This is a genomic window from Azospirillum sp. UENF 111221 (assembly GCF_058780625.1).
This window is the reverse complement of record NZ_JBSNCH010000004.1, coordinates 241550-264750: the sequence shown is the minus strand read 5'-3', so window position 1 is coordinate 264750 and position 23201 is coordinate 241550. Positions and strand designations below refer to the sequence as shown.

The window sequence follows — 23201 nt, the reverse complement described above, 5'->3', positions numbered from 1 at the left end:
AGGCACTGTGTCTGTGGGATTGCCCTGACTGGCGGCAAGCCCTTGGCCGGGTTACACTGTGGCTTCGCTCAGTGTCGCCGCCTGCCCGACTGGACTTGCCTTATCCACTCTGCCCGAGTGCCGCCCTTGTCTTCCTTGTCCACTTCCTCGTCCTCTTCCAAGAAGCGCCGGATCCTGCTGATCGAGGATACGGTCCCGCTCGCCAAGCTCTACATCGAGTTCCTGCGCGCCGATGCGCACGAGGTCGTGCATTGCACCCGCGGGGGCGAAGCGCTGGACGCGGCGGCGGCCTCCCCGCCCGATGCGGTGATCCTCGACCTGAAGCTGCCGGACATGGACGGGCTGGAGGTGTTGCAGGCGCTGCATGCCCGCGACGCAAGCGTGTCGGTGGTCATCATCACCGCCCATGGCTCCATCGATCTGGCGGTGGAGGCGATGAAGCTCGGCGCCTTCGATTTCATCGTGAAGCCCTTCAACGCCGACCGGCTGAACCTGACCCTGCGCAACGCGCTGGAGCGCCGGACCCTGGCCCGCATGGTGGAGGGATACCGCAAGGATTCTGGACCGCGGGCGCTTCCATGGCTTCATCGGCAGCTCGCCCGAGATGCAGGCGGTCTACCGCACAATCGAGAGCGTGGCCGCCAGCCGGGCCAACGTCTTCATCACCGGCGAAAGCGGAACCGGCAAGGAGGTGGCGGCCCAGGCCATCCACCGCGCCAGCCCCAGGCGCGACGGTGCCTTCGTCGCGTTGAACTGTGCCGCGATTCCCAAGGACCTGTTGGAATCGGAGATCTTCGGCCATGTGAAGGGCGCCTTCACCGGTGCGTCCGGCGACCGGCCGGGTGCGGCGCTGCTGGCCGACGGCGGCACGCTGTTCCTGGACGAGATCTGCGAGATGCCATTCGACTTGCAGAGCAAGCTTTTGCGCTTCGTCCAGACCGGCACGGTCAACCCCGTCGGCAGCGGCCGGGAGGAGCGGGTGGACGTGCGCTTCGTCGCCGCCACCAACCGCGATCCGCTGGCGGAGGTGCAGGCCGCCCGTTTCCGGGAGGATTCTCTACTACCGCCTGCACGTCATCCCGCTGGCCCTGCCGCCGCTGCGCGACCGCGGCGACGACGTGATCGAGATCGCCCGCTCCTTCCTGTCCGACTATGCGCGGGAGGAGGGGAAGGCGCTGGCGGCCTTCACGCCGGAGGTGGAGGCGAGGCTGCGCGCCCATGACTGGCCGGGCAATGTGCGGCAATTGCAGAATGTCATCCGCAACGTCGTGGTCCTGAACGACGGGCCGCAGGTCACCCTCGACATGCTGCCGCCGATGGCCGGCCCGGATGGCTCCGCTGCCGCCTGCACCGCCTGCGGTTCGCCGCCCGCCGACCTGCCGGAAGGGGACGACGCCGTGCAGCCGTTGTGGCAGGTCGAGAAGGAGATGATCCGGAAGGCGCTGCGGCTGACCGGCGACGATGTACCGCGCGCCGCGCTGATACTGGAGATCAGCCCCTCCACCATCTACCGCAAGCTCCAGCAGTGGCGTATCGCCGACGGCCGCAGCGCCGGGGAGACGGCTGCGTGAGTGCGGATCCGGTCGGGGGGCCGGTGCCGGCGGCCCTGCCGCCCGATGAGGGCGGCCGGCTGGCGGTTCTGCACTCCTACTGCATCCTCGATACGCCGCCCGAGCCGGGGTTCGACAACATCACCCGGCTGGCCCAACATTTCTTCCGGACCCGCATCGCGCTGGTGTCGCTGATCGACCGCGACCGCCAGTGGTTCAAGAGCCGCGCCGGGCTGGAGGCGACGGAAACCCACCGCGACTTCGCCTTCTGCGCCCATGCCATTCTGGACGACGGCGTGCTGGTGGTGCCCGACGCGACCAAGGACCGGCGGTTCGCCGGAAATCCGCTGGTCACCGGCGACCCCCACATCCGCTTCTATGCCGGTGCGCCATTGGTGGCGGACGGGCGGAAGCTGGGGACGCTGTGCGTCATCGACGACAGGCCCCGTGACAGCTTCGATGCCCGCGAGGCGGAGACGCTGGCCCAGCTCGCCCGGCTGGTGGTGGACGAGATGACGCTGCGCCGCGAGGTTACCCGGCGCGAGCGGGCGGAAGCTGAGCTGCGCGACCGGTCGCGCCTGCTGAATCTCGCCGAGGAGATCGGCCAGTTCGGCCACTGGTACATCGACTTCGTCACCGATGCCCGCCGCTGGTCCGACGAGGTCTATCGCATCCTGGGCCTGCCGCCGCAGCAGCAACAGCCGACCGTCGAGCTGTCGCGCGCCTGCTACCACCCCGACGACCGCAAGCCTCTGGCCGATCTGGTCGAGCGCGCACGGAAGACCGGCGAGGGGTTTTCGATCGAGGCGCGCGTCATCCGGCCCGACGGTTCGCTGCGCCATGTCTTCGTCCGCGGCATGGCCGAATGCGGCGACGATGGCCGGCCGGTCGGCCTGCTCGGTGTCGTCCAGGACATCACCGAGGCCAAGCGGGAGGAGGCGGAACTGCGGTCGAACCGCGAGCTTCTCGACCTCACCGTCCAGGCGACGCGGGACGGCATCTGGGATTGGAATCTGGAAAGCGGCGGGATTCGGTTCTCCCCCACCTGGAAGGAGCAGCTCGGCTACCGCGACTGCGAACTGGCAAACAGCCTGGACATGTGGGCCGGCCTGATCTTCGAGGAGGACCGGATCGCCGCGCTGGAGATGGTCCGCGCCTACAATGCCGGGCTGATCCCGAAATTCGAGGCGGTGCAGCGCTTCCGCCACAAGCAGGGCCACACCGTCTACATCCTCAGCCGCGCCATCCACATCCGCGACGCCGAGGGGCGCGTCGTGCGCATGGTCGGCGCCCATACCGACATCTCGCGCGACAAGCTGACGGAAGAGGAGCTGAGGCTCGCCAAGCAGACGCTGGACGATGCGATCGAAGCGGTGCCGGAGGGGTTGGCCTATTTCGATGCCGACGACCGGCTGATTCTGTGCAACGAGCGCTATCGCGAAGCCCATCCGCTGACGGCGCCGCTGATGGTTCCCGGCCGCCCGTTCGAAGATATTCTGCGCGCCGCCGTGGCGAACGGCGAGTTCGCCGGCAATCCGGACGGGCCGAACGATGAAACCTGGATCCAGGCCGAACTGGCCCAGCACCGCAACCCCAGTGCGCCGTTCGAGCGGGAACTGCCCGACGGCCGCTGGATCGTGGTGGCGGAGAACCGGACCAGCAACGGCTCGCTGGTCTGCACCCGCACCGACATCACCGAGCGCAAGCGCTTCGAGGCGGAGTTGCAGTGCCAGGCCGCCGACATGTGCGCGCTGGCCGAAGGGCTCGACGCCGCCCGCGAGGAGGCCGACGCCCTGCGCGCCCGTGCCGAGGCGGCGACCCAGGCGAAATCGGAATTCCTGGCGGCGATGAGCCACGAGATCCGCACGCCGATGAACGGCATCCAGGGCATGACGGAGCTGCTGTTCGACACACCGCTGACCGACGAGCAGCGCCAGTTCGCCCAGGCCATCCGCAGCTCGTCCAATGCACTGCTGACCATCATCAACGACATCCTCGACATCTCCAAGCTGGAGGCCGGCCGCGTCACCATCGAAACGCTGCCCTTCGACGCCGCCGATCTGGTGGAAGGGGTGGTGGAACTGCTGACGCCTCGCGCGCACGAGAAGGGGATCGAGATCGGCTTCTACATCGATCCGCTGCTGCGCCGTACCCTGCTGGGCGATCCGACCCGCATCCGGCAAATTCTGGTCAATCTGGTCGGCAATGCGGTGAAATTCACCGATCAAGGCTCCGTCGCGGTGGAATTGGAAGTGCTGGACGTCACCGACGCCCATCTGGTGATGCGCATCACCGTGACGGATACCGGCATCGGCATCCCCGCCGAGGCGATGCCGACCCTGTTCAACAAGTTCCAGCAGGTGGACGGCTCGATCACCCGCAAGTTCGGCGGCACCGGCCTTGGGCTGGCAATCTGCCGCCAGTTGTCGGAACTGATGGGCGGCAGCATCGCGGTGGAAAGCAGCCTTGGCATCGGCAGCCGTTTCCTTGTCGACCTGCCGCTGGCCCTGTCGGAAGAGGCGTTGCCGCCGGCCGAACAGCTGCTGGCCGGTCGCAGCGTGCTGGTGGTGGACGATCTGGCGGTGAACCGCAGGGTGCTGGCCTCGATGCTCGACAGCCTGGGCGCCCGGCCGACCTGTGTGGAAAACGGGGCCGACGCGCTGGAGGCGTTGCGGCGCCGGGCGGCCGGCGGCCATCCCTTCGACGTGGTGCTGGCCGACCAGACCATGCCCGGCATGGGCGGCGACGTGCTGCTGGCGACGGTTGCCGGCGACCCGGCACTGATCGGGACGCGGCGCGTGCTGATCGTCACGCTGGGGCCGGCGGTGCGCGGCGAAAGCGGGCCGGCGCCCGGTCTGGCCCATGCGACCCTGAACCGTCCGCTGCGCCAGAGTTCGCTGGCCGCCTGCCTGACCGGGCTGTTGGCCGCCGCGTCTCCCGCCGCATCTGCCGCTCCTTCGGCCGAAGCGAAGGTGGAGGACCCGCCCCGCCGCGGCCGTATCCTGCTGGCGGAGGACAACCGCACCAACCAGCTGTTCGCCACCACCCTGCTGCGCCGGCTGGGCTACACGGTGGAGGTGGCGGAGGACGGCGGGCAGGCGGTGGCGGCGGCCTGCCGCGGCGGCATCGATCTGGTGCTGATGGATGTGCAGATGCCGGGAATGGACGGGCTGGAAGCCGCCCAGGCGATCCGCGCACGCGGCGGCGCGCTGGCCGGCCTGCCCATCATCGCCCTGACCGCCGATGCCATGCCCGGAACGCGCGAACTGTGTCTGCGTGCAGGCATGAGCGACTATCTGACCAAGCCGATCAGCCGCGCCGGCCTGCTGTCCGCGCTGGATCGCTGGATCGGCACGGCGGAGCCGCCGGCCGTTGCGGCGGAGGCAGGCATTGGGAGCGATCGGGGCAGCGCCGCCGGGAATGATGATGGCAGCGGCGGGGATGGCGAGGCGCTGGATGGGGAGGTGCTGGACGATCTGGTGGAAACGGTGGGCGCCGACAGTCTGGCGCTGATCGTCGACAGCTTCCTTGAGGATGTCTCGCACCGGCTGGAGCGGCTGTCGGCGATGGATGATGCCATGTCGGCCGGCACCGTCGACCTGCGCGCGCTGGCCCAGGAGGCGCACGACCTGTCCAGTCTCGCCGGCAGCTTCGGCGGCATGGCGGTCATGCACATCGCCTGGCGCATGGAGGTTCTCTGCCGCAACGACGACAGGGATCAGGCGGCCCGGCTTCTGCCGGTCCTGTTGCGCGAGGCCGCCCGGTTGGAGCGGAGCTTGCGCGAGCGCACCGGCGTGCCGCGGCCAGTGGCGTGAGACCGCCGGGCTGAAGCCGGTGCGCCGGGACCGTCCGTGGCCGGCGTCAGCCGGTGCCGGGCTGGGTCGAGCCGTCGGTGTCCTCCGCCCGTTCCCGCAGCTCCTTCGACGACAATCCGGCCGGGGTGGCGTCCTGCAGCGTGCCGTCGCCCGGCGTCTTCGTCATGTCCTCGCGCGGGGAGCGCTCGCCGGCCGGGGTCTGGTCATGGGTGTCCGCGCCGGATTTCGCATCGGATTTCTTCGGCTGGGGCATTCCTTCGGAGGGGGTGCGCGTTTGAGGCGTGTCGGTCATGATGTCCTCTGCTATCTTCTGCCTCTACAATCTTCCGGAGGAGTCGAACGACCAGGACGGGTGCGTGTTCCGCGTCCGGCCTATCCTTCGGAGGGTTGAAGGAAGACGTCCCCGTCCAAGGGGACCGGGAGAAGACGGCGTGGCACCCCGCAGGGTGTCGAAGCGCGCAGTCCCAATGCGTGCCAAAGTCGGGCCAACCACCAAGGTCCGGCAGCGGAGGCCGCGAGCCGCCGCCCAGCCGGCCAGCAAGGAGTGTGAAAAGGTCATGGAAGCGAGCAAGCACACGCCGCATGGCGATGTGACCCAGGTCGGCACCGTCACGCTGACCGACGACGCCACCGGCAAGACTTTGAAGCTGCCGCTGCTCGGCGGGTCCACCGGTCCCAACGTGATCGACATTCGCAAGCTCTACGCCGAAACCGGCTATTTCACGTACGATCCCGGCTTCACCTCCACCGCCGCCTGCGATTCGGCCATCACCTACATCGATGGCGACGAGGGCATCCTGCTGCACCGCGGCTATGCCATCGCCGACCTTGCCGAGAATTGCGATTTTCTTGAGGTCTGCCACCTGCTGCTGAACGGCGAACTGCCCGACCCGCAGCAGAAGGCCGATTTCGAGCGCACCATCACCTACCACACGATGGTGCACGAGCAATTGGCCAAGTTCTACAGCGGCTTCCGCCGCGACGCCCACCCGATGGCGATCATGTGCGGCGTCGTCGGCGCCCTGTCGGCCTTCTATCACGACTCCACCGACATCTTCGATCCGGTGCAGCGCAAGATCGCCGCGCACCGCCTGATCGCCAAGATGCCGACCATGGCCGCGATGGCGCACAAATACACGGTCGGCGAGCCGTTCATGTATCCGCGCAACGACCTGTCCTACGCGGAGAACTTCCTCTACATGACGTTCGGCACGCCGTGCGAGGAATGGAAGGTCGATCCGGTCCTGTCGGAAGCGATGGACAAGATCTTCATCCTGCATGCCGACCACGAGCAGAACGCCTCGACCTCCACCGTCCGCTTGGCCGGCTCGTCGCACGCCAACCCGTTCGCCTGCATCGCGTCGGGCATCGCGGCCCTGTGGGGCCCGGCCCATGGCGGCGCCAACGAGGCCGTGCTGAAGATGCTGGAGCAGATCGGCTCGGTGGAGAACATCCCCGAGTTCGTCCGCCGCGCCAAGGACAAGAACGACAGCTTCCGCCTGATGGGCTTCGGCCACCGCGTCTACAAGAACTACGATCCGCGCGCCAAGATCATGCGCGAGACCTGCTATCAGGTTCTTGACCGGCTGGGCATCAAGGACGAGCCGCATCTGGCCATCGCGATGGAGCTGGAGAGGATCGCCCTGTCGGACGAATACTTCATCGAGAAGAAGCTCTATCCGAACGTCGATTTCTACTCGGGCATCATCCTGAAGGCGATGGGCTTCCCGACCAGCATGTTCACCGTGCTGTTCGCTCTCGCCCGCACCGTCGGCTGGATCAGCCAGTGGAAGGAGATGATCGAGGATCCGGCCCAGAAGATCGGCCGTCCCCGCCAGCTCTTCACCGGCCACGCTGCCCGTCCCTTCGTCTCCTTGGACAAGCGTTGATCCCACATCATCGGACGTCCCCTCGTCGAAAGGAGAGGGGCGCACCGTGACCCAATCGCTTCAACTGGGCCTGTCGGTCGCCATCGTGGCGGTGACCGGCGGGACTCCGCGCGTCGTGACGGTGCGCAGCGGATTCACCGTGCCGGACAACCACCGGCGCGGCGACGAGCCGTTGCCGCATCGCGACGCTCTCCCCGGCGCGCCCTTCGAGCCTGAGCGTTTCCGCACTCTGCAGGAAGGCGTCCGCGCGGTGGCGGAGGGGTTGTCAGGTCTGGCGCTCCGTTATGTCGAGCAGCTCTACACCTTCGGCGACCGTTACCGCGACCCGCACGAGCTGTTCGGCGGTCCGCGCTCGGTCGTGGTCGGCTATCTGGCGCTGGTCAGGGACGGCCCCCTGGGCGGCGGCGGCTCGGCCGAATGGCGCGACCTCTACGACCATTTCCCATGGGAGGACTGGCGCGACCAGCGCCCGCCGCTGCTGGATGGAGTCATCGCCCCGGCGCTCGGCGGCTGGATCGCCTCGGCGCCCGACGAGGAGACCCGGCTGCGCCGGGCCGAGCGTGCCCAGATGGCCTTCGGCCTGGACGGTGCCGACTGGGACATGGAACGCGTGCTGGAGCGGTTCGAACTGCTCTACGAGGCCGGGCTGGTGGTTGAGTCCTTCCGCGACCGCGACCTCGCCGCCCGGGTCGACCCGTCGGTGTCGACCGGCGGGCCGATGCCGCGCGCGCTCGGCCGGCCGATGGCGCGCGATGGCCGGCGCATCCTGGCGACCGCGCTGGAGCGGCTGCGCGGCAAGCTGCGCTACCGCCCCATCGTGTTCGAGCTGCTGCCGCCGACCTTCACCCTGCACCAGCTCCAGCTGGTGGTGGAGGCGCTGTCGGGCGAGCGGGTCCACAAGCAGAATTTCCGCCGCCTGATGATCAGCGGCGGCTTCGTGGAGCCCACCGGCCAGTATGAAAGCCAGACCGGCGGCCGGCCGGCCGAGCTGTACCGCTTCCGCCGTCAGGCCATCCACGAACGCACCAGCGCCGGTGCGATTCCGTCCGCGGACGGATGAGGGGAAATCCTCCGGAAACGTCGACGCGCGGCATTGGGCGCAGTTGTCAACGGGCGGCTGCAAGGGGATACTGGTGGAACCGTTTTAAACCCGGACCATCCTTGTCCGGAAATTCCATTCTCGGAAAATCAATGTCGCACCGCATCCTGATTGCCGACGACCACCCGCTGATGCGTACCGCCTTGACCCAGACCATTGGTCAGGCGATTGCCGGCGCCGTGATTCTGGAAGCGTCGCGGTTCGAACAGATCAAGCCGCTGCTGGACACCGGGGAGCCGCCGGACATCATCCTGCTGGATCTGCACATGCCCGGCATGAGCGGCCTGATCGGCCTGATGATGCTGCGGTCCGAACATCCGGCGATCCCGGTGATCGTGGTGTCGGCATCGGAGGATCCGGTGACGATCCAACGCTCCATCGACTATGGCGCCTCCGGCTTCGTGCCCAAGTCGGCGCCGAACACCCAGATCGTCGAGGCGATCCACGCCGTGCTGGACGGCGAGCTGTGGCTGCCGGAGATCAACGGCGGCCCCGAAACCGAAGCCCCCGACCCGGCCCAGCGCGCCGCCACCCTGACGCCCCAGCAGCTCCGCGTCCTGGCCGGCATTGCCGAAGGCAAGCTGAACAAGCAGATCGCCTATGAGATGAACGTCGCCGAGACGACGGTGAAGGCGCATGTCACCACGATCCTGCGCAAGCTGGGCGTGCTGACCCGCACCCAGGCCGCCGTGCTGGCGAGCCAGTTGGCGCTGTCCGCCGTACCGCCGCCACCGGTGGAATGAGGAAAATATGCTGATCATGGTTGCCGGTCCGTACAGTACCGACGGTGCCGATACCCTGAAGCGCGCTGCAAATCTTACCGTTCTGAATGAGGCGGCTCTTCAAGTCTTTCGCCGGGGGCATATTCCAGTAATTGGCGTGAATGCCGCCTTGCCGATCATCGCCGTTGCCGGAGAGACGGCTTATGACGAAATCATGATGCCAGTGTCATTGGCCTTGGCCGAGCGTTGCGATGCATGCTTGCGGGTCGGTGGCCCATCGGCCGGGGCTGATGCCGAGGTGCAGCGTTTTCGGAGGCGGGGGCTTCCGGTCTACAGCAGCCTTGATGACATTCCATTGAACTCTGTTGGCAACGCAACCATGCCCTAACCATTCCTGTCCGTCGTGCTCCGGTGAACTAGAGGCGGGCGCACCGCATCGTCGATGGTACGCCCGCTGCCCTGGTTTCAATTCCTGGCCGTCAAACCCGGCGGGCGCCAGTGTGGATTATCGTGCCGACATGCTCGCCGCGCAGTGCGGCGGTCAGCCGTCCCGGAACCAGGCCGTTCACCAACTGGACGCGGGTGATGTGGCGGGCGTTCGCCAGCACCTCGACGAATGCCCGGTCCACCGGCAGGGGACCGTCATGGGCAGCCAGATCGGCGGCCGTGATCTCCGGCAATAGACGGGCCACTGCACCGTCCGCACCGTCGGGATCGGTGCTGTAAATGCCGTCCACATCCTCGACGATGGTCAGGCTGGCGGCCCCCAGCGCGTCGGCCAGCAGGAAGGCCCCGGTGTCGGCCCGGTGGGATGGAATGCGCGAGGTCGGGAATTCGTGATGATGATAGGGCGGGAAGGCACTGCCCACCACCGCGCGGGCGGCCGACAGATGGACGGCCAACTGGCTGGCGATGGTCGGATGCTCCACATAGGAGACGCCGTCCGGTGCCAGCAGCGAGGCCAGGATATGGCCGTTCTGTCCGGCCTCGCTCGCCGCCAGCGGCGCCAGCGAGCCGACCGGCAGGCCGAGATCGAGCCCGACGCTGTAGAGATGGCGGGCACGGATGCCGGCACCGGTCAGGATCAGCAGGCGGTGTTCCGGCAGGATGCGGCGGATTTCCTCGACGACCGGCAGGATCGCGTCGCGGCCGCGGTCCATGATCGACCGGCCGCCGATCTTCACCACATGCAACCAGGGCAGCAGCGCAATCGGCCGCCCGCCGGCGACCGGACGGGTCAGGTCGTCGTTGAGCAGGGTCTGCCGCGCGAGCGGCGAGGCCACATGCTTGATGGTGTTGATGGTCTCGGACATGTCCCGCCTCCTCAGCTCGCGGTGATGATGGTGCCGACATGCTCGCCGGCGAGTGCGCGGGTCAGGTTGCCGGGCACCAGACCATTGACGATCTGCACCTCGCGGACATGGCGCGCGGCCTTCAGCAGGTCGAGCACCGGGAACTCCAGGATCGAGTCCTGAAGCCCCTTCGCCTTCATCTCCTCGACCGAAATCTTCGGAATGAAGGTCGCATCCTTGGATGTCTTCGGGTTGGCGGTGTAGAGCCCGTTCTCGTCCTTCACATAGATCATCCGCTTGCAGCCGAACTGTTCGGCGACCAGGAAGCAGCCGGCGTCGGTGCGGTAGGGCGGGATGACGCCGTTGGCCGGAGGACGCATCCACAGCGTGTAGGGTGGCATGCCGCTGAAGACCACCGCGTTCACCTCCGCCAGATAGAGCGGGACCACGGACAGGCCGGCGCCGTCAACGGCAGAGACGCCGTGCTTGGCGAGGAGCTGCCCCAGCATGGCGGCGTTCTGGTCGGCGACCGAGGCGCCGAGCTGCGACAGCACGCCTGCCGGCAGGCCGAGGCCGGCGGCGATGGAATAGAGATGCCGGGCGCGGGTGCCGGCACCGGTACCGATCAGCAGCTTGTGGGCCTTGCGCGCCGCCGCGATCTCGTCCACCAGCGGGTAGACCGCCGCCCGACCGCGGTCGATGACGCTCTGTCCGCCGATCTTGATCACCGTGGCATCGGGGAGGATGCGGAAGTCCGCCGCCGCTTCCGCTGTCGCCTGAAGCTCGGAATCGGTCAGCGGACGCTGCATCAGCAGCGCCTCAAGTTCCGCAGTCGAATGTGTCGTGGAGTTTGCCGCCGTGGGGTTCACCATGGAAGGGCAATCCTTTCGTTCCGTCATTGCACGTCAATGCATGTCGTCGGCACCGCCACTGCGTCCTTTTGCGGAACCGAGTCCTCCCGAAGGTTCCGGACGAAGCCGCAAGGCGCCTTCCCAATATTCGCATCCTGCCTGACGGGGCCTGTTCGGATCGTGGAGTCCGTTGACCGGAAGCTCCAAGGCTGGCCGTGACGGTCGGTGCTCCGGAATCGTATGGCTCCGTGCCTGAACCGTCAATAACCTGATTTTCCTTATGGTTGAATTCCTGCGCGTCAATCGCTCGCCATCCGCTGCCCTTCCGCGAGCAGCTGGCCCAGCAATGCCCGCAACGCACCCGGACGCACCGGCTTGTACAGCAGCCGGCATCCGGCCGTCTCGATGTCCTCGCGCACGGCGGCGTCGCGGTCGGCGGTGACGACGGCGGCGGGGATGTCGCTGCCCAGCGAGGCGCGCAGGGTCCGCAAAGCCTCCACCCCGGTCAGGCTGCGGTCGAGATGGTAGTCGGTCAGGATCACGTCGGGCGTCCGCCCTTCCAGCTTCGCCAGCGCGAGGTCGGGGGCGACGGCGGTGACGACGCGGCATGACCAGCTGGACAGCAGATCCTCGGTGGCGCGGGCGATGGCCGGCTCGTTTTCCAGGCAAAGGACCAGCACGCCGCGCAGGTCGCGGCCGCGCGGGCGGACCACGACGGCACGGGCGGCCACCGGCTCGTCGGTCAGCGGCACCAGCACGGAGAAGGCGCTGCCACGCCCGACCTTGGAGCGTACCTGCACCGTGTGGCCGAGGATGCCGGCCAGTCGCTCGACGATGGCGAGGCCCAGCCCCAGCCCCTTGCCGCGGTCGCCCCGATCGTCGCTGTCGTTGTCGAGCTGGCGGAACTCCATGAAGATTTCCGGCACCTTGTGTTCGGGGATGCCGGGCCCGGTGTCCCACACCTCAATGGACAGGAAACTCCCCCGCCGCCGGCAGCCCAGCAGGATGCGGCCGGTGCGGGTGTAGCGCACCGCGTTGGCGAGATAATTTTGGAGGATGCGCCGCAACAGCGTCGGGTCGCTGCGGACGGTGGCGGAGCAGTCGACCACCCGCAGCCCCAGCCCGTGGCGGCTGGCCAGCACGGTGAATTCCTCGCCCAACGGCTTCAGCAGTTCCTCGATCCGCATCGGCACCGGGTTCGGCTTCACCACGCCGCTGTCGATCTTCGACACGTCCAGCAGATCGCCCAGGATCGTTTCCACCGACCGCAGCGAGGCGTCGATCTGGCGGATGGCGCTGTCGCCGTTGCGTTCGGACAAGGCCGACAGGAACAGCCGGGCGGCGTGCAGAGGTTGCAACAGGTCGTGGCTGGCGGCGGCCAGGAAGCGGGTCTTGCCGCGGTTGGCACGCTCGGCCTCCGCCTTCGCTTCCGACAGGGCGTGGGTGCGCTCCTCGATGCGGCGTTCCAGCGTTTCGTTGGCTTCGCGCAGGGCGGCGGCGGCGCGGTGGCGTTCGGTGACGTCGGTGTAGACGGCGACGAAGCCGCCGCCCCCGGGCCGTCCGCCGGGCCTCTGCCCCGGCATCGGGTTGGTGGCGATCTCCAGCACCGTGCCGTCGGGCCGCACCCGCTCATAGACATCGGGCCTGTTGCGGCGGCGCGGATCGGACCGGCGCTCCAGCAGGGTCTCGATCTCGCCGTTGCGGCCGTACTCACCGCGCCGGGCGATCAGCCCGACGATGTCCTGCAACGAGGTGCCGACCTGGACGAAGCCGTCCGGCAGTTCCAGGAGGACGACGAACTGGTTGTTCCAGGTGGCGACGCGCCAGTCCTCGTCGAACACGGCGATGCCCTGGGGCACATTCTCCACGGTGGCGCGGAGCAGCTCGTGCTGCTTCAGGATGGCGCGCGAGGCTTCGTCGATGATCGAGCGCGCATCGGTGCGCGACAGCCGGCGGTCGGACAGCAGCCCAGCCACCACGACGCGGGCCGACGCCGACCCGACGGCGCCGGCGAGCAGACGCTCGGTCAGTTGGATCGCCTCGCCATCGGTGCGCATCAGCAGTGCTGTGCGCAAATCGCCGTCGGCCACGCCGGTGAAGCGGCGGAACGCGGCATCGGCGCGCGACTGCCCGACATAGCGCAGGGCCAGATCGTGCAGGTCGGCCAGCGTGGCGCCGCGCGGCCCATGCGGCTCGCCATCGGAGGCGCGGCGCAGGCTCATGAAGCGGGCGGCCTGCTGGCGCTCCAGAGTCGACGGACGGGTCAGCAGCGAGACCACGACGAACAGCAGGAGGTTCGGCCCCAGGCTCCACAGGGCGGCGTTGGTCAGCGGGTCGATGCCGGCGATGCCGGCGAGCGCCACCGGGCTGAGGCCGGTCAAGCCGAAGGGGCCCTCGCGCAAGGCGCTGGAGGCCAGCCATCCGGCATCGGCGAAGGACGGCAGCAGCATGGTGTAGGCCCAGCCGACGAATCCGGCGCAGATGCCGGCGAAGGCGCCGCTGCGGCTGGCGCGGCTCCAGATCAGCCCGCCCAGCAGGGCCGGGGCGAACTGCGCCACCGCGGTGAAGCTCATCATCCCGATGGTCGCCAGCGGAAAGGCCGGGCCGATCAGCCGGTAGCAGCCGTAGGACAGCAGAACCAGCACGATCACCGCCGACCGCCGCACCAGCAGCAGGATCCCCGCGGGATCGTCGCGCAGCCGCCGGTCGTCCGGGCGCAGCGCCATCAGCAGCGGGACGGCGACGTCGTTGCAGATCATGGTGCTGAGCGCCACCATCTCCACCAGGATCATGCTGGTGGCGGCCGACAGACCGCCGATGAAGGCGGCAAGCGCCAGCCACGGCCAGCCCTGGCTCAAGGGGATGGACACCATGAAGGTGTCGGCGTTCGTGGTGCCGTCCGGGAACAGCATCAGCCCGGCCAGCGCCACCGGCAGGACGAAGATGTTGATGGCGACCAGGTAGGCCGGGAACAGCTTCGCCGACGACCGCACGTCGCCGCCATGGGTGTTTTCCACCACGGCCACATGGAACTGGCGCGGCAGGCACAGGATCGCCAGCCCCGACAGCAGGCAGGCCACCCACCAGTCGGTGCCGATGCTGTCCATCCGGATCAGCTCCAGAAAGCCCGGGTGGCGGACGGCGGCATCGAAGAAGGTCGCCGGGTCGCCGAAGACGGAAAAGGCGATGGCCCCGCCCACGCCCAGCGCCGCGGCCAGCTTCACCACCGATTCCGCGGCGATTGCCATCATCAGGCCGCGGTGATGTTCGTTGGCCGACACGCTGCGCACGCCGAACAGGATGGCGAAGGCCGCCATCAGCAGCGCCGCCATCAGCGCCGTCCCGCCCGGCATCTGGCTGAGGTCGGCGCCCAGCGACGCCCCGGCCAGGATCTCGAAGCTGACGCTGATCGCCTTCAATTGCAGGGCGATGTAGGGCAGCAGCCCGATCACCGCGGCGACGGTGACGAGTGCCGCGAGGCTGCGGCTCTTGCCATAGCGCGCCGACAGGAAGTCCGAGATCGAGACGACGTTTTCCGACTTCGCCACCCGGACGATGCGGGCCAGCACCGGCCAGCCCAGCCCGATCATCAGGATGGGTCCGATATAGATGGGCAGGAAGTAGAAGCCGCCGGTCGCCGCCCGCCCGACCGCGCCGTAGAAGGTCCAGGACGTGCAATAGACGCCGAAACTCAGGGCATAGAGCCAGGGTGTGCGCCGCTCGCTGCCATGGGTGCCGGTCCGGTCGCCGTACCACGCGATGGCGAACAGCGACAGCAGATAGGCCAGCGACGCGGCCAGGATGAACCAGCTTTCCATGGGGCTTTGCGCCTCCGGTTTTTGATTTTCGCTCCCTGCGGGCAACAGCCTATCACAAACCCGTCATTGTCGCCGCGCTTGCAATCCGCATCCGCTTTCCACTTTTGGCGGGACGCAAAAGGATGCGGCCGGTGGAGCGGGGAGCAAAGGGAGCCGCCCGACCGCCCGCCCGGCCGCGTCGGGACACTTCCTCTCCTTTGGTGTTCTTCCTGCAAGGCTGCAAAGCCTTTGGTCGAACACGAAAAGGTGAAGGAGAGTCCGAATGGTTTCGGTCAGCGCCGGTTCCCAGTCCAGCCTCAACACCGACGCGCTTGATGTGACGAACATCCAGGGCGGCACGATCACCGGTGCCACGCCCGACCAGCTCGTCATCACCTATCCCGGCAACCGGTTCACCGATTTGCGCGGCAATTTCACCTACGATCCCCTCACCAAGGCCCTGACCGGGGGCACCATCACCAGCGTCACCAACGCGAGCAATGGCGTTCTCGACGTGGCGGTGTCGGATCTGAACCTGCCGGTGGCGACGGCTCTGAACTGGGCGAGCACCGGCACCAGCCCGGAGGCGATCCGCGCCGCCCTGCTGGGAAGCAATGACAGCCTGTCCGGGTCGAACCTGAACGACACGCTGCGCGGCTATGCCGGCGACGACACCATCAAGGGCGGCATGGGCGACGACCTGCTGGATGGCGGCAGCGGCGTCAATGTCATCGATGGCGGTGACGGCAGCAACGACACGGTCGTCCGCCACGCTTCGCTGGCCGACAGCGGTGCCGTCAAATATAATGGCGAGATCTATGTGATCGACGCCAACGGCTATGACCGGCTGACCAACGTCGAGTTCATCCAGTACACCGACCAGACGGTGGCCGGCGCCTCGGCCCCGGTGTTCGATGGCCTGTCCTATCTCGCCGCCAATCCGGACCTTGCCGCCGCCTATGGGATGGACAGCGAGGCCGCCTTCGACCATTACCGCTCCTTCGGCTGGAGCGAGGGGCGGTCGCTGACCTTCAACGCCGCTGGTTATCTGGCCGACAACCCCGATCTGGCCGCGGCCTTCGGCACCAACACGGCCGACGCCACCCGCCATTACATCGAGACCGGCCGCAACGAGAATCGCCGGTTCGATTTCGATGCGGAATCCTATCTGGCCGCCAATCCCGACCTGATCCAGGCCTTCGGCAACGACCCGACGGCGGCGGCGCTGCATTACGCCACCATCGGCCGGACCGAGGGGCGGAGCCTGGGCTTCGACGCGCAGTCCTATCTGGCGCGCTACCCGGATCTGCAGGCGGCCTTCGGCAGCGACCTGCAGGCGGCGACCGCCCACTATGTCGCCGAGGGCTATGAGGAAGGCCGCGTCGCCTCTCCGCTTGCCCCCGCCGCCGGTGCTGCCTTCGCCCTGGACGACGCGGCCCAGCGCAACGCGACGCTGACCATCGCCTGACGGCGAGCGGGCAGGCGCTCTCAACGGCAAACGGGCGGAGGGTCATCCCCTCCGCCCGTTTTCCTTGTCAGGCGTCGATGCGGCCGCGGTCAGTCGTGCTGGTAGATGTCCACGTCCTTGGTTTCGCGGACGAACAGCAGGCCGATCACCAGGGTCGCCGCGGCGATGATGATCGGGTACCAGAGGCCGGAGTAGATGTCGCCGGTGGCCGCCACGATGGCGAAGGAGGTGGTCGGCAGGAAGCCGCCGAACCAGCCGTTGCCGATGTGGTAGGGCAGCGACATCGAGGTGTAGCGGATGCGGGTCGGGAACATCTCCACCAGCATCGCGGCGATCGGGCCGTAGACCATCGTCACGTAGAGGACCAGCACCGTCAGCAGGGCGATGACCATCACCGTGTCGATGCGGGCCGGATCGGCCTTGGCCGGATAGTTGGCGGTCTTCAGCGCATCGCCGAGACCCTTGTCGAAGGCGGCACCGGCGGCCTTGGCGTCGGTCGGGGTGGCGGCGGTGGCCGGGCCGTGGCTCAGCGACACGGTGGTGTTGGCCTGCGGCACGGCCGTATAGCTCGGGATGACCGTGCTGCCGACCTTGATCGACGCCACCGTACCGGCAGGCGCCACCTCATTGGTGTAGGGAATGCCGCGCCTCACCAGGGCGCTCTTGGCAATGTCGCAGGAGCTGGTGAACTGGCTGGTGCCGACCGGGTTGAACTGGAACGAGCACTCGTTGGGATCGGCGAGGACCACGACCGGCGCGGTGGCGATGGCCTCCTCGAGCGCCGGGTTGGCGTAGTGGGTGATGCCCTTGAACAGCGGGAAATAGGTCAGGCAGGCGAGAAGCAGCCCGGCCATGATGATCGGCTTGCGGCCGATCCGGTCGGCCAGCGTGCCGAAGATCACGAAGAAGGGAGTGCCGATCAGCAGGGCCGCCGCGATCATCAGGTTGGCCGCCTGGGCATCGACCTTCAGCGTCTGGGTCAGGAAGAACAGGGCATAGAACTGGCCGGTGTACCAGACCACCGCTTGGCCGGCGACGAGGCCGAACAGGGCGAGCAGGACGATCTTCAGGTTCTTCCACTCGCCGAAGGATTCGGTCAGCGGCGCCTTGGAATGCTTGCCTTCCTCCTTCATCTTCTTGAAGGCGGGCAACTCGTTCAGCATCAGCCGGATCCACACCGAGATGCCGAGCAGCACGATGGAGATCAGGAACGGGATGCGCCAGCCCCAGGCATTGAAGTCCTCCGGCGACATGGCGACGCGGCAGCCCAGGATGATGAGCAGCGACAGGAACAGGCCGAGCGTCGCGGTGGTCTGGATCCAGGAAGTGTAGTTGCCGCGGCGGCCGTGCGGCGCATGCTCGGCGACATAGGTCGCGGCTCCGCCATACTCGCCGCCGAGCGCCAGCCCCTGCAGCAGGCGCAGCCCGATCAGGATGATCGGGGCGGCGATGCCGATGGAGGCGTAGTTGGGCAGGATGCCGACGATGAAGGTCGACAGGCCCATGATCAGGATGGTGACCAGGAAGGTGTATTTGCGGCCGATCATGTCGCCGAGGCGGCCGAAGACCAGGGCGCCGAAGGGACGGACCGCGAAGCCTGCGGCGAACGCCATCAGCGCGAAGATGAAGCCTGCGGTCGGGTTGACGCCGGAGAAGAACTGCGCGGCGATCACCGCGCTGAGCGATCCGTAAAGATAGAAATCATACCACTCGAAGACGGTCCCGAGCGAGGACGCGAAGATGACTTTCTTCTCCTCGCCCGTCATCGGTCGGACGGCGTCCGATGTCGAAGCCGCATAGGCCATGGTCTTCACCCTCCCAAGTGAATAATCCACAACTTTGGTCGGTTTTCTGGCATGCGGGGCCTGTCGGTCGCGTGATTTGATGACCGAGCCCGCGCCTTTGTTATGTCACTGATAGTTGCGTGCACGAACAGTGCGCGTCACCCCCGACCATGGTCGGGGGTATCGGGGGCACGGTAATGGGTTACGCTAATCTTTTGGACGGATACCGGGCTTACTGGAACACGGGCGCGTAGAGCAGCCCCCCTTGGGTCCAGGGCCGGTTCAGGCCGCGATCGAGCTTGAAGGGCGAGCGGCTCCCGAGATTGCGTTCAAAGATCTCGCCGTAATTGCCGACCTGCACCACCGCCTGATAGGCCCAGTCCGGCCGCAATCCCGCTTTCGCCGCGACCTCCGGCATGCCGGACAGCAGGCGGCGCATCTCGCTGGTGCCGGTGATGCGCTGGAAATTGGCGTTGGCACCGGACACCCCGGCATCGTCGGTCAGGAACAGGGCGAACATGGTCCAGCGAACCGCCGCCATCCAGTTGCGGTCGCTGTTCGGCGTCAGCGGGGCCAGCGGCTCGCGCGAGGCCGGGGACGATGGGATGTCGGCGATCTCCACCGCGTCCTGCGGCGTTTCCAGCATGTGCAGCGCCGTGGTCAGCAGCGCGCGGTCGGCGCTGATCGCCGCGCAGTCGCGGCTGAGGAAGGCTTCCAGCGTGTCGGGCCAGCCGGGAAAGCTGCGCAGCTTCCAGGGCCGCTTGCCGCCGCCGATCAGGGTTTCAAGCTCGGCCTGGGTGGTGGTTCCGGCCGGCACGCAGACCGTGAGGTCGCCGTCCAGCGCCGAATGGCCGTCCGGCAGCCGCCATGCGGCGATCCCCTGCACGTCGTAGAAGATCGGCGGCCCGAAATCGACGGCATAGGTGGCGTCGCGCGTCAGCGTCCAGGATGTCTGGGCGAAGGAGACGTCGACCTCGCCGGTGGCCACTGCGGCGAATTCCTGCGGCTTGGACAGACGGCGGATTTCTATGGCGTCGGCCTTGCCCAGAACCGTTGCGGCCAGCGCCCGGCACAGGTCGACCATGAAGCCGACCGGGCGCCCGCCATCGTCGTTGGCGGCGAAGCCGGGATTGAAGGACACGCCGCAGCGCACGACCCCGCGCCGTTCGATCTCGGCAAGGACCGGGCGGTCACCGTTGCGTGCGGCGACGTCCGGCTGCGCCGCGGCGGTTCCGGCGGACAGCAGCGGTTGCAGCGCCAGCAGCAGGCCGACAGTGGCGGCAACAGGCTTCGACCCCATCCTTCTCCCCTTATCCGACGGCCGCGCTATGATACGCTGCCGGCGCCGCCACGCAAACGATGCGCGGCCGAGGGAAGCGGGAACGGGCATGGCGGGCGACAGCAAGGCGGGGCCAAGCGGTTCCAAATCGGGCGGTTCGGGATCGGCGAAGGCCGGGGTGGTCAGGATCGGTGTCGGCGCGCGGTTGTTCGGCGCTCTCGCCTTCAACGGTCTGGTCGCCTTCCTGATCGGGCTTGGCGCCTACATCGCCTTCGACGGGCTCCATGCCGGCATCACCAAGGTCACATCCGAGCAGTTCCCGGCGGTCGTCGCCTCCGCCAAGCTGGAGCGCCAGCACCAGCGGATCATGCGGACCCTGGAACAATTGGCCCTGTCGCAGGAAAATTTCGGACGCGAAACGATCAAGCAGGGGTTGGCCGACCAGTTGGACGGCTATGACCGGCTGCTGGCGGAGATGGACTCCTCCGACGGCCGGCAGACCCAGCGGATCACCGGACTGAAAGTACAACGCGACGAGATTCTGCGACTGCGCGACGCCATCGACCGCGGCGTGACCGCCCGCATCACCGCCCGCCGCGCCCTCGCCGAACGCAACCGCGACGTGCGGCGGATGGCCGATGCCCTGGCCGAACCGGCCCTGCGCGGGGTTGACGATGCCGGCGTACAGCGCTGGCTGGCGATGGCGGAACGGTTGCTGTTCCTGATCGCCTCGGTCCATCAGGCGGAGAACAGCTTCGCGCTCACCCGGCTGGCCGACAGCGCGGTGGCGCAACTGTCGGCGCTGGACGGGTCCGCCCCGGTCGGTCCGGCGGACGGCTCAGGCGACAATGTGGCGGACCGGCTCGCCCGGCTGGCGGAGGGCATGCGCTCGGTGGTGGAGGGCGACCGCTCCGTCTTCCGCCAGCGGCAGGCGGAGTTGCAGGCATCTGAGATGCTGAACGGGCTGGTCGACCGCGCCAATCAGGTGTCGCTGGTCAACACCGGCCTCAACACCGGCATCTTCGTCGAGCAGACCAAGGCGGCGGAAGAGAGCCGCCAGCAGGTGATCGAGGTGTCGACCACCTACACCCGCCTGTTCTTCGCCTCGGTCGGTGTGGTGGTGCTGGGGATGGTGCTGTCGGTGCTGTATGTGCGGCGCAAGGTGCTGGCCCGGCTGTGGGCGGTCAGCGAGGCGATCCGCGACCGCACCGGCGGTGGCCGGGCCGAAGTGCCGGTGACCGGCGCCGACGAGATCGGTGAGCTTGCCCGCGCCCTGCGCTTCTACATCCAGGAGACGGAGGACAAGAGCGAGGCGCTGCGCCGCAACGAGCAGTGGCTGCGCACGGTGCTGGAGGCCGCACCGGTCCCGCTGGTGATCTCCGGCCGCGCCGATGGCCAGATCCGCTTCGTCAACCGCCGCGCCGCCGACCTGTTCGAGGTGGACGAGGCCGGTGAGTTGCTGGGCCGCCCCGCCGCCAGCGTCTGGTACGTCCCGCAGGTGCGCGACGAGTTCGTCCGCGACGTCTTCACCAGCGGGCTGGCACTGGATGTGGAGACCGAACTGGTGACCCGCTCCGGCCGTCGGCTGTGGGGCCTGCTGTCCGGCATCGCCTTTGAATTCCAGGGCGAGGAGGTGCTTCTGAGTTCGGTCGTCGACATTACCCGCCGCCGCGAGGCGGAGGAGCTGCTGCGCCGGACCCAGGCCTTCCTGGACGCGGTGATCGACAATGTACCGAGCGTCCTCTATGTGCTGGACGGCGACAGCGGCCGTGTCGTGCTGTGGAACCGGGCGGCGGAGGATTGCTTCGGCACCCGCCGCGCCGACATCGAGGACCGCACGCTGGCCGAGGTGCTGGGTCCGGAGACCGGGCGGGCGCTCGCCGGCGGCGATCCGGGATCCATGCGCTCGCTGGGGGTGGAGGAACTGGTTCTTCCCCGCAACGGCGAGAACACCGTCTTCGCGTTGCAGCGCCATCCCTTCGAATGGTCGGGCGACGGGCGCTGCCGCATCATCTGCGTCGCCAACGACATCACCGCGTCGCGCCGGGCGCGTGAGGAGCTGCGCCAGGCCAAGGACCGGGCAGAGCGCGCCGACGCCGCCAAGACGGAGTTCCTCGCCACCGTCAGCCACGAGATGCGCACGCCGCTGAACGGCATCCTCGGGCTGTGCCGGCTGCTGCTGACCGGGCAGCTGCATGCCGGGGAGCGCCGCTATGCCATGTCGATCATGCGCTGCGGCCATGGGCTGCTCGATCAGGTCAACGACATCCTCGACCTGCGCAAGATCGAGGACGGCAAGCTGGACCTCGACCCGGCTCCCTGCGCCCTGCTGCCGGTGCTGGAGGAAGTCGTTGCGACTGTGGAAGGACTGGCGAACGAGAAGGGGATCTACCTCGACCTCGACATCGCGCCGGAGGTTCCGCAACTGGTGGTGGTCGACCGTCAACGGTTGCGGCAGATCCTGGTGAACCTAGTCGGCAATGCGGTGAAGTTCACCGAGCGCGGCGGGGTGGTTCTGCGCGTCGACATCGAACCGGGGCCGGAACGTTCCGGTGCCGGAGAGATGCTGCGTCTGGCCGTGCGCGACACTGGGATCGGCGTGCCGGCCGACCGCCGTGCCGCCATCTTCGAGAAGCTGGAGCAGGCCGATCCGACCATCGCCCGGCGGTTCGGCGGCAGCGGGCTGGGGCTCGCCATCGTCCGCCACCTGCTGGACGCCATGCAGGGCAGCATCCGTGTCGACAGTGTGGAGGGGCTGGGCAGCGTCTTCACCGTCACCATCCCCTTGCTGCGGGTGGAGGAGCCGGCGCTGCCGGCGCGGCCCGGACGGCTGCTGCCAATCAGCCGGGTGCGGTCGCTGGCCCTGCTGCTGGTGGAGGACGACGCGATCAACCGGGAGGTGGCGCTGGGGTTGCTGTCCGACGCTGGCCACCGCATCACCGTTGCCGAAACCGGCGAAAGCGCGCTGGAACTGGCGACCCGGCGGCGTTTCGACGCCATCCTGCTGGACATCCGCCTTCCCGACATCGACGGGCCGGAGGTGGCGCGCCGCATCCGTGCCCTGGAGGATTCCGACCGTGCGGCGGTGCCCATCGTCGCGGTGACCGCCAACGTCTTCGCCGCCGACCGCGCCCGCTATATCGCCGCCGGCATCGATGCGGTGATCGAGAAGCCGATTTTCCCGGAGCGGCTTATGCACCTGCTGTCGAACGCCGTCGCCCCGCGTGCCGACGATGAGGAGGAGCAGCAGGTTGGGATGAGCTTGGCGGAGGCATCGCCCCGCCCGCGGGTGGTCGAGGACGATGTGAACGAGGAGATTCTGGAACGTTACATCCGCTCCCTCGGTCCCGCCCGCTTCGCCACCATCCGCGGCCTACTGCTGGAATCGGCCCAGGAGGGGCTGCCCCGCCTGACCGCCGCCGACACCCCCGACGACGAAATCGAGGACATCGCCCACCGCCTTGCCGGTGCCGCCAGCCATTTCGGCCTGACCGCCTTCGTCGGGCTGATGCGGGCGGTGGAGGACGGCATGCGCGAAGGCCGCCGGGTGGAGGCGCAGGACCTGGCCGTAACCGCGGAATCGGCCTTCAGCCGCGGCTTGGCCGCAATGGACGCGGTGCGCGGGGTGCTGGAAGGGGTTTGAGGCGGGGGTTCG

13 protein-coding genes and 1 pseudogene are annotated in these 23201 nt (G+C 68.0%); 8 read left to right on the top strand and 6 right to left on the bottom strand.

Annotation, left to right across the window (positions count from 1 at the left end; genetic code table 11):
• The first annotated feature begins 135 nt into the window (after nt 1-135).
• Together ACWPN3_RS13230 and ACWPN3_RS13225 are read left to right on the top strand one after the other, a co-directional pair.
• Nucleotides 136-1571 (top strand): annotated as a pseudogene (locus ACWPN3_RS13230) (sigma-54-dependent transcriptional regulator).
• On the top strand, nt 1568-5365 hold the full coding sequence (locus ACWPN3_RS13225; protein WP_492239609.1) for a response regulator: 3798 nt from the start codon (nt 1568-1570) through the stop codon (nt 5363-5365). Before ACWPN3_RS13230 ends, ACWPN3_RS13225 begins: the two are co-directional and overlap by 4 nt.
• Nucleotides 5366-5411: 46 nt before the next feature.
• Here ACWPN3_RS13225 and ACWPN3_RS13220 read toward each other — a convergent pair whose 3' ends face one another.
• Nucleotides 5412-5657, bottom strand: coding sequence for a hypothetical protein (locus ACWPN3_RS13220; RefSeq protein ID WP_109447340.1), 246 nt, complete (start codon nt 5655-5657; stop codon nt 5412-5414).
• Between the two features lie 265 nt (nt 5658-5922).
• Here ACWPN3_RS13220 and gltA point away from each other — a divergent pair, with 265 nt between their 5' ends.
• From gltA to ACWPN3_RS13200, 4 genes are all read left to right on the top strand, one after another.
• The gene (gene gltA / locus ACWPN3_RS13215) at nt 5923-7254 is read left to right on the top strand and encodes a citrate synthase (RefSeq protein ID WP_492239610.1); all 1332 of its coding nucleotides are present in this window, start codon (nt 5923-5925) and stop codon (nt 7252-7254) included.
• A 46-nt stretch (nt 7255-7300) separates the two neighbouring features.
• On the top strand, nt 7301-8314 hold the full coding sequence (locus tag ACWPN3_RS13210) for an NUDIX hydrolase (RefSeq protein ID WP_109096264.1): 1014 nt from the start codon (nt 7301-7303) through the stop codon (nt 8312-8314).
• Between the two features lie 131 nt (nt 8315-8445).
• A complete protein-coding gene (locus ACWPN3_RS13205; protein ID WP_109051712.1) occupies nt 8446-9096 on the top strand; it encodes a response regulator in 651 nt (216 codons plus the stop codon).
• A gap of 7 nt (nt 9097-9103) precedes the next feature.
• Nucleotides 9104-9463 carry a DUF4406 domain-containing protein gene (locus ACWPN3_RS13200; RefSeq protein WP_109096263.1) on the top strand — a complete coding sequence of 120 codons (360 nt, stop codon included), beginning with the start codon at nt 9104-9106 and terminating at the stop codon, nt 9461-9463.
• A gap of 91 nt (nt 9464-9554) precedes the next feature.
• Here ACWPN3_RS13200 and ACWPN3_RS13195 read toward each other — a convergent pair whose 3' ends face one another.
• The 3 genes from ACWPN3_RS13195 to ACWPN3_RS13185 form a co-directional block, all read right to left on the bottom strand.
• A complete protein-coding gene (locus tag ACWPN3_RS13195; protein ID WP_492239611.1) occupies nt 9555-10388 on the bottom strand; it encodes an amino acid kinase family protein in 834 nt (277 codons plus the stop codon).
• A gap of 11 nt (nt 10389-10399) precedes the next feature.
• On the bottom strand, nt 10400-11239 hold the full coding sequence (locus ACWPN3_RS13190) for an amino acid kinase family protein (RefSeq protein WP_492239612.1): 840 nt from the start codon (nt 11237-11239) through the stop codon (nt 10400-10402).
• A 278-nt stretch (nt 11240-11517) separates the two neighbouring features.
• The gene (locus ACWPN3_RS13185) at nt 11518-15036 is read right to left on the bottom strand and encodes a hybrid sensor histidine kinase/response regulator (RefSeq protein WP_492239613.1); all 3519 of its coding nucleotides are present in this window, start codon (nt 15034-15036) and stop codon (nt 11518-11520) included.
• A 262-nt stretch (nt 15037-15298) separates the two neighbouring features.
• Here ACWPN3_RS13185 and ACWPN3_RS13180 point away from each other — a divergent pair, with 262 nt between their 5' ends.
• The gene (locus tag ACWPN3_RS13180; protein ID WP_492239614.1) at nt 15299-16483 is read left to right on the top strand and encodes a calcium-binding protein; all 1185 of its coding nucleotides are present in this window, start codon (nt 15299-15301) and stop codon (nt 16481-16483) included.
• 89 nt (nt 16484-16572) lie between these two features.
• Here ACWPN3_RS13180 and ACWPN3_RS13175 read toward each other — a convergent pair whose 3' ends face one another.
• Both ACWPN3_RS13175 and ACWPN3_RS13170 read right to left on the bottom strand, forming a co-directional pair.
• The gene (locus ACWPN3_RS13175; protein ID WP_492239615.1) at nt 16573-18288 is read right to left on the bottom strand and encodes an MFS transporter; all 1716 of its coding nucleotides are present in this window, start codon (nt 18286-18288) and stop codon (nt 16573-16575) included.
• A gap of 211 nt (nt 18289-18499) precedes the next feature.
• A complete protein-coding gene (locus ACWPN3_RS13170) occupies nt 18500-19567 on the bottom strand; it encodes a transporter substrate-binding domain-containing protein (protein WP_492239616.1) in 1068 nt (355 codons plus the stop codon).
• A gap of 88 nt (nt 19568-19655) precedes the next feature.
• On the opposite strand from ACWPN3_RS13170, the gene ACWPN3_RS13165 reads away from it, so the two are divergent.
• The gene (locus ACWPN3_RS13165; RefSeq protein WP_492239617.1) at nt 19656-23189 is read left to right on the top strand and encodes an ATP-binding protein; all 3534 of its coding nucleotides are present in this window, start codon (nt 19656-19658) and stop codon (nt 23187-23189) included.
• Nucleotides 23190-23201: the final 12 nt, after the last annotated feature.

What these genes read in the sequence shown, in the direction of transcription:
- ACWPN3_RS13220 (WP_109447340.1), bottom strand. Translation starts at nt 5,657, where the DNA reads ATGACCGACACGCCTCAAACGCGCACCCCCTCCGAAGGAATGCCCCAG.
- gltA (WP_492239610.1), top strand. Translation starts at nt 5,923, where the DNA reads ATGGAAGCGAGCAAGCACACGCCGCATGGCGATGTGACCCAGGTCGGC.
- ACWPN3_RS13205 (WP_109051712.1), top strand. Translation starts at nt 8,446, where the DNA reads ATGTCGCACCGCATCCTGATTGCCGACGACCACCCGCTGATGCGTACC.
- ACWPN3_RS13200 (WP_109096263.1), top strand. Translation starts at nt 9,104, where the DNA reads ATGCTGATCATGGTTGCCGGTCCGTACAGTACCGACGGTGCCGATACC.
- ACWPN3_RS13195 (WP_492239611.1), bottom strand. Translation starts at nt 10,388, where the DNA reads ATGTCCGAGACCATCAACACCATCAAGCATGTGGCCTCGCCGCTCGCG.
- ACWPN3_RS13190 (WP_492239612.1), bottom strand. Translation starts at nt 11,239, where the DNA reads ATGGTGAACCCCACGGCGGCAAACTCCACGACACATTCGACTGCGGAA.
- ACWPN3_RS13185 (WP_492239613.1), bottom strand. Translation starts at nt 15,036, where the DNA reads ATGGAAAGCTGGTTCATCCTGGCCGCGTCGCTGGCCTATCTGCTGTCG.
- ACWPN3_RS13180 (WP_492239614.1), top strand. Translation starts at nt 15,299, where the DNA reads ATGGTTTCGGTCAGCGCCGGTTCCCAGTCCAGCCTCAACACCGACGCG.
- ACWPN3_RS13175 (WP_492239615.1), bottom strand. Translation starts at nt 18,288, where the DNA reads ATGGCCTATGCGGCTTCGACATCGGACGCCGTCCGACCGATGACGGGC.
- ACWPN3_RS13170 (WP_492239616.1), bottom strand. Translation starts at nt 19,567, where the DNA reads ATGGGGTCGAAGCCTGTTGCCGCCACTGTCGGCCTGCTGCTGGCGCTG.
- ACWPN3_RS13165 (WP_492239617.1), top strand. Translation starts at nt 19,656, where the DNA reads ATGGCGGGCGACAGCAAGGCGGGGCCAAGCGGTTCCAAATCGGGCGGT.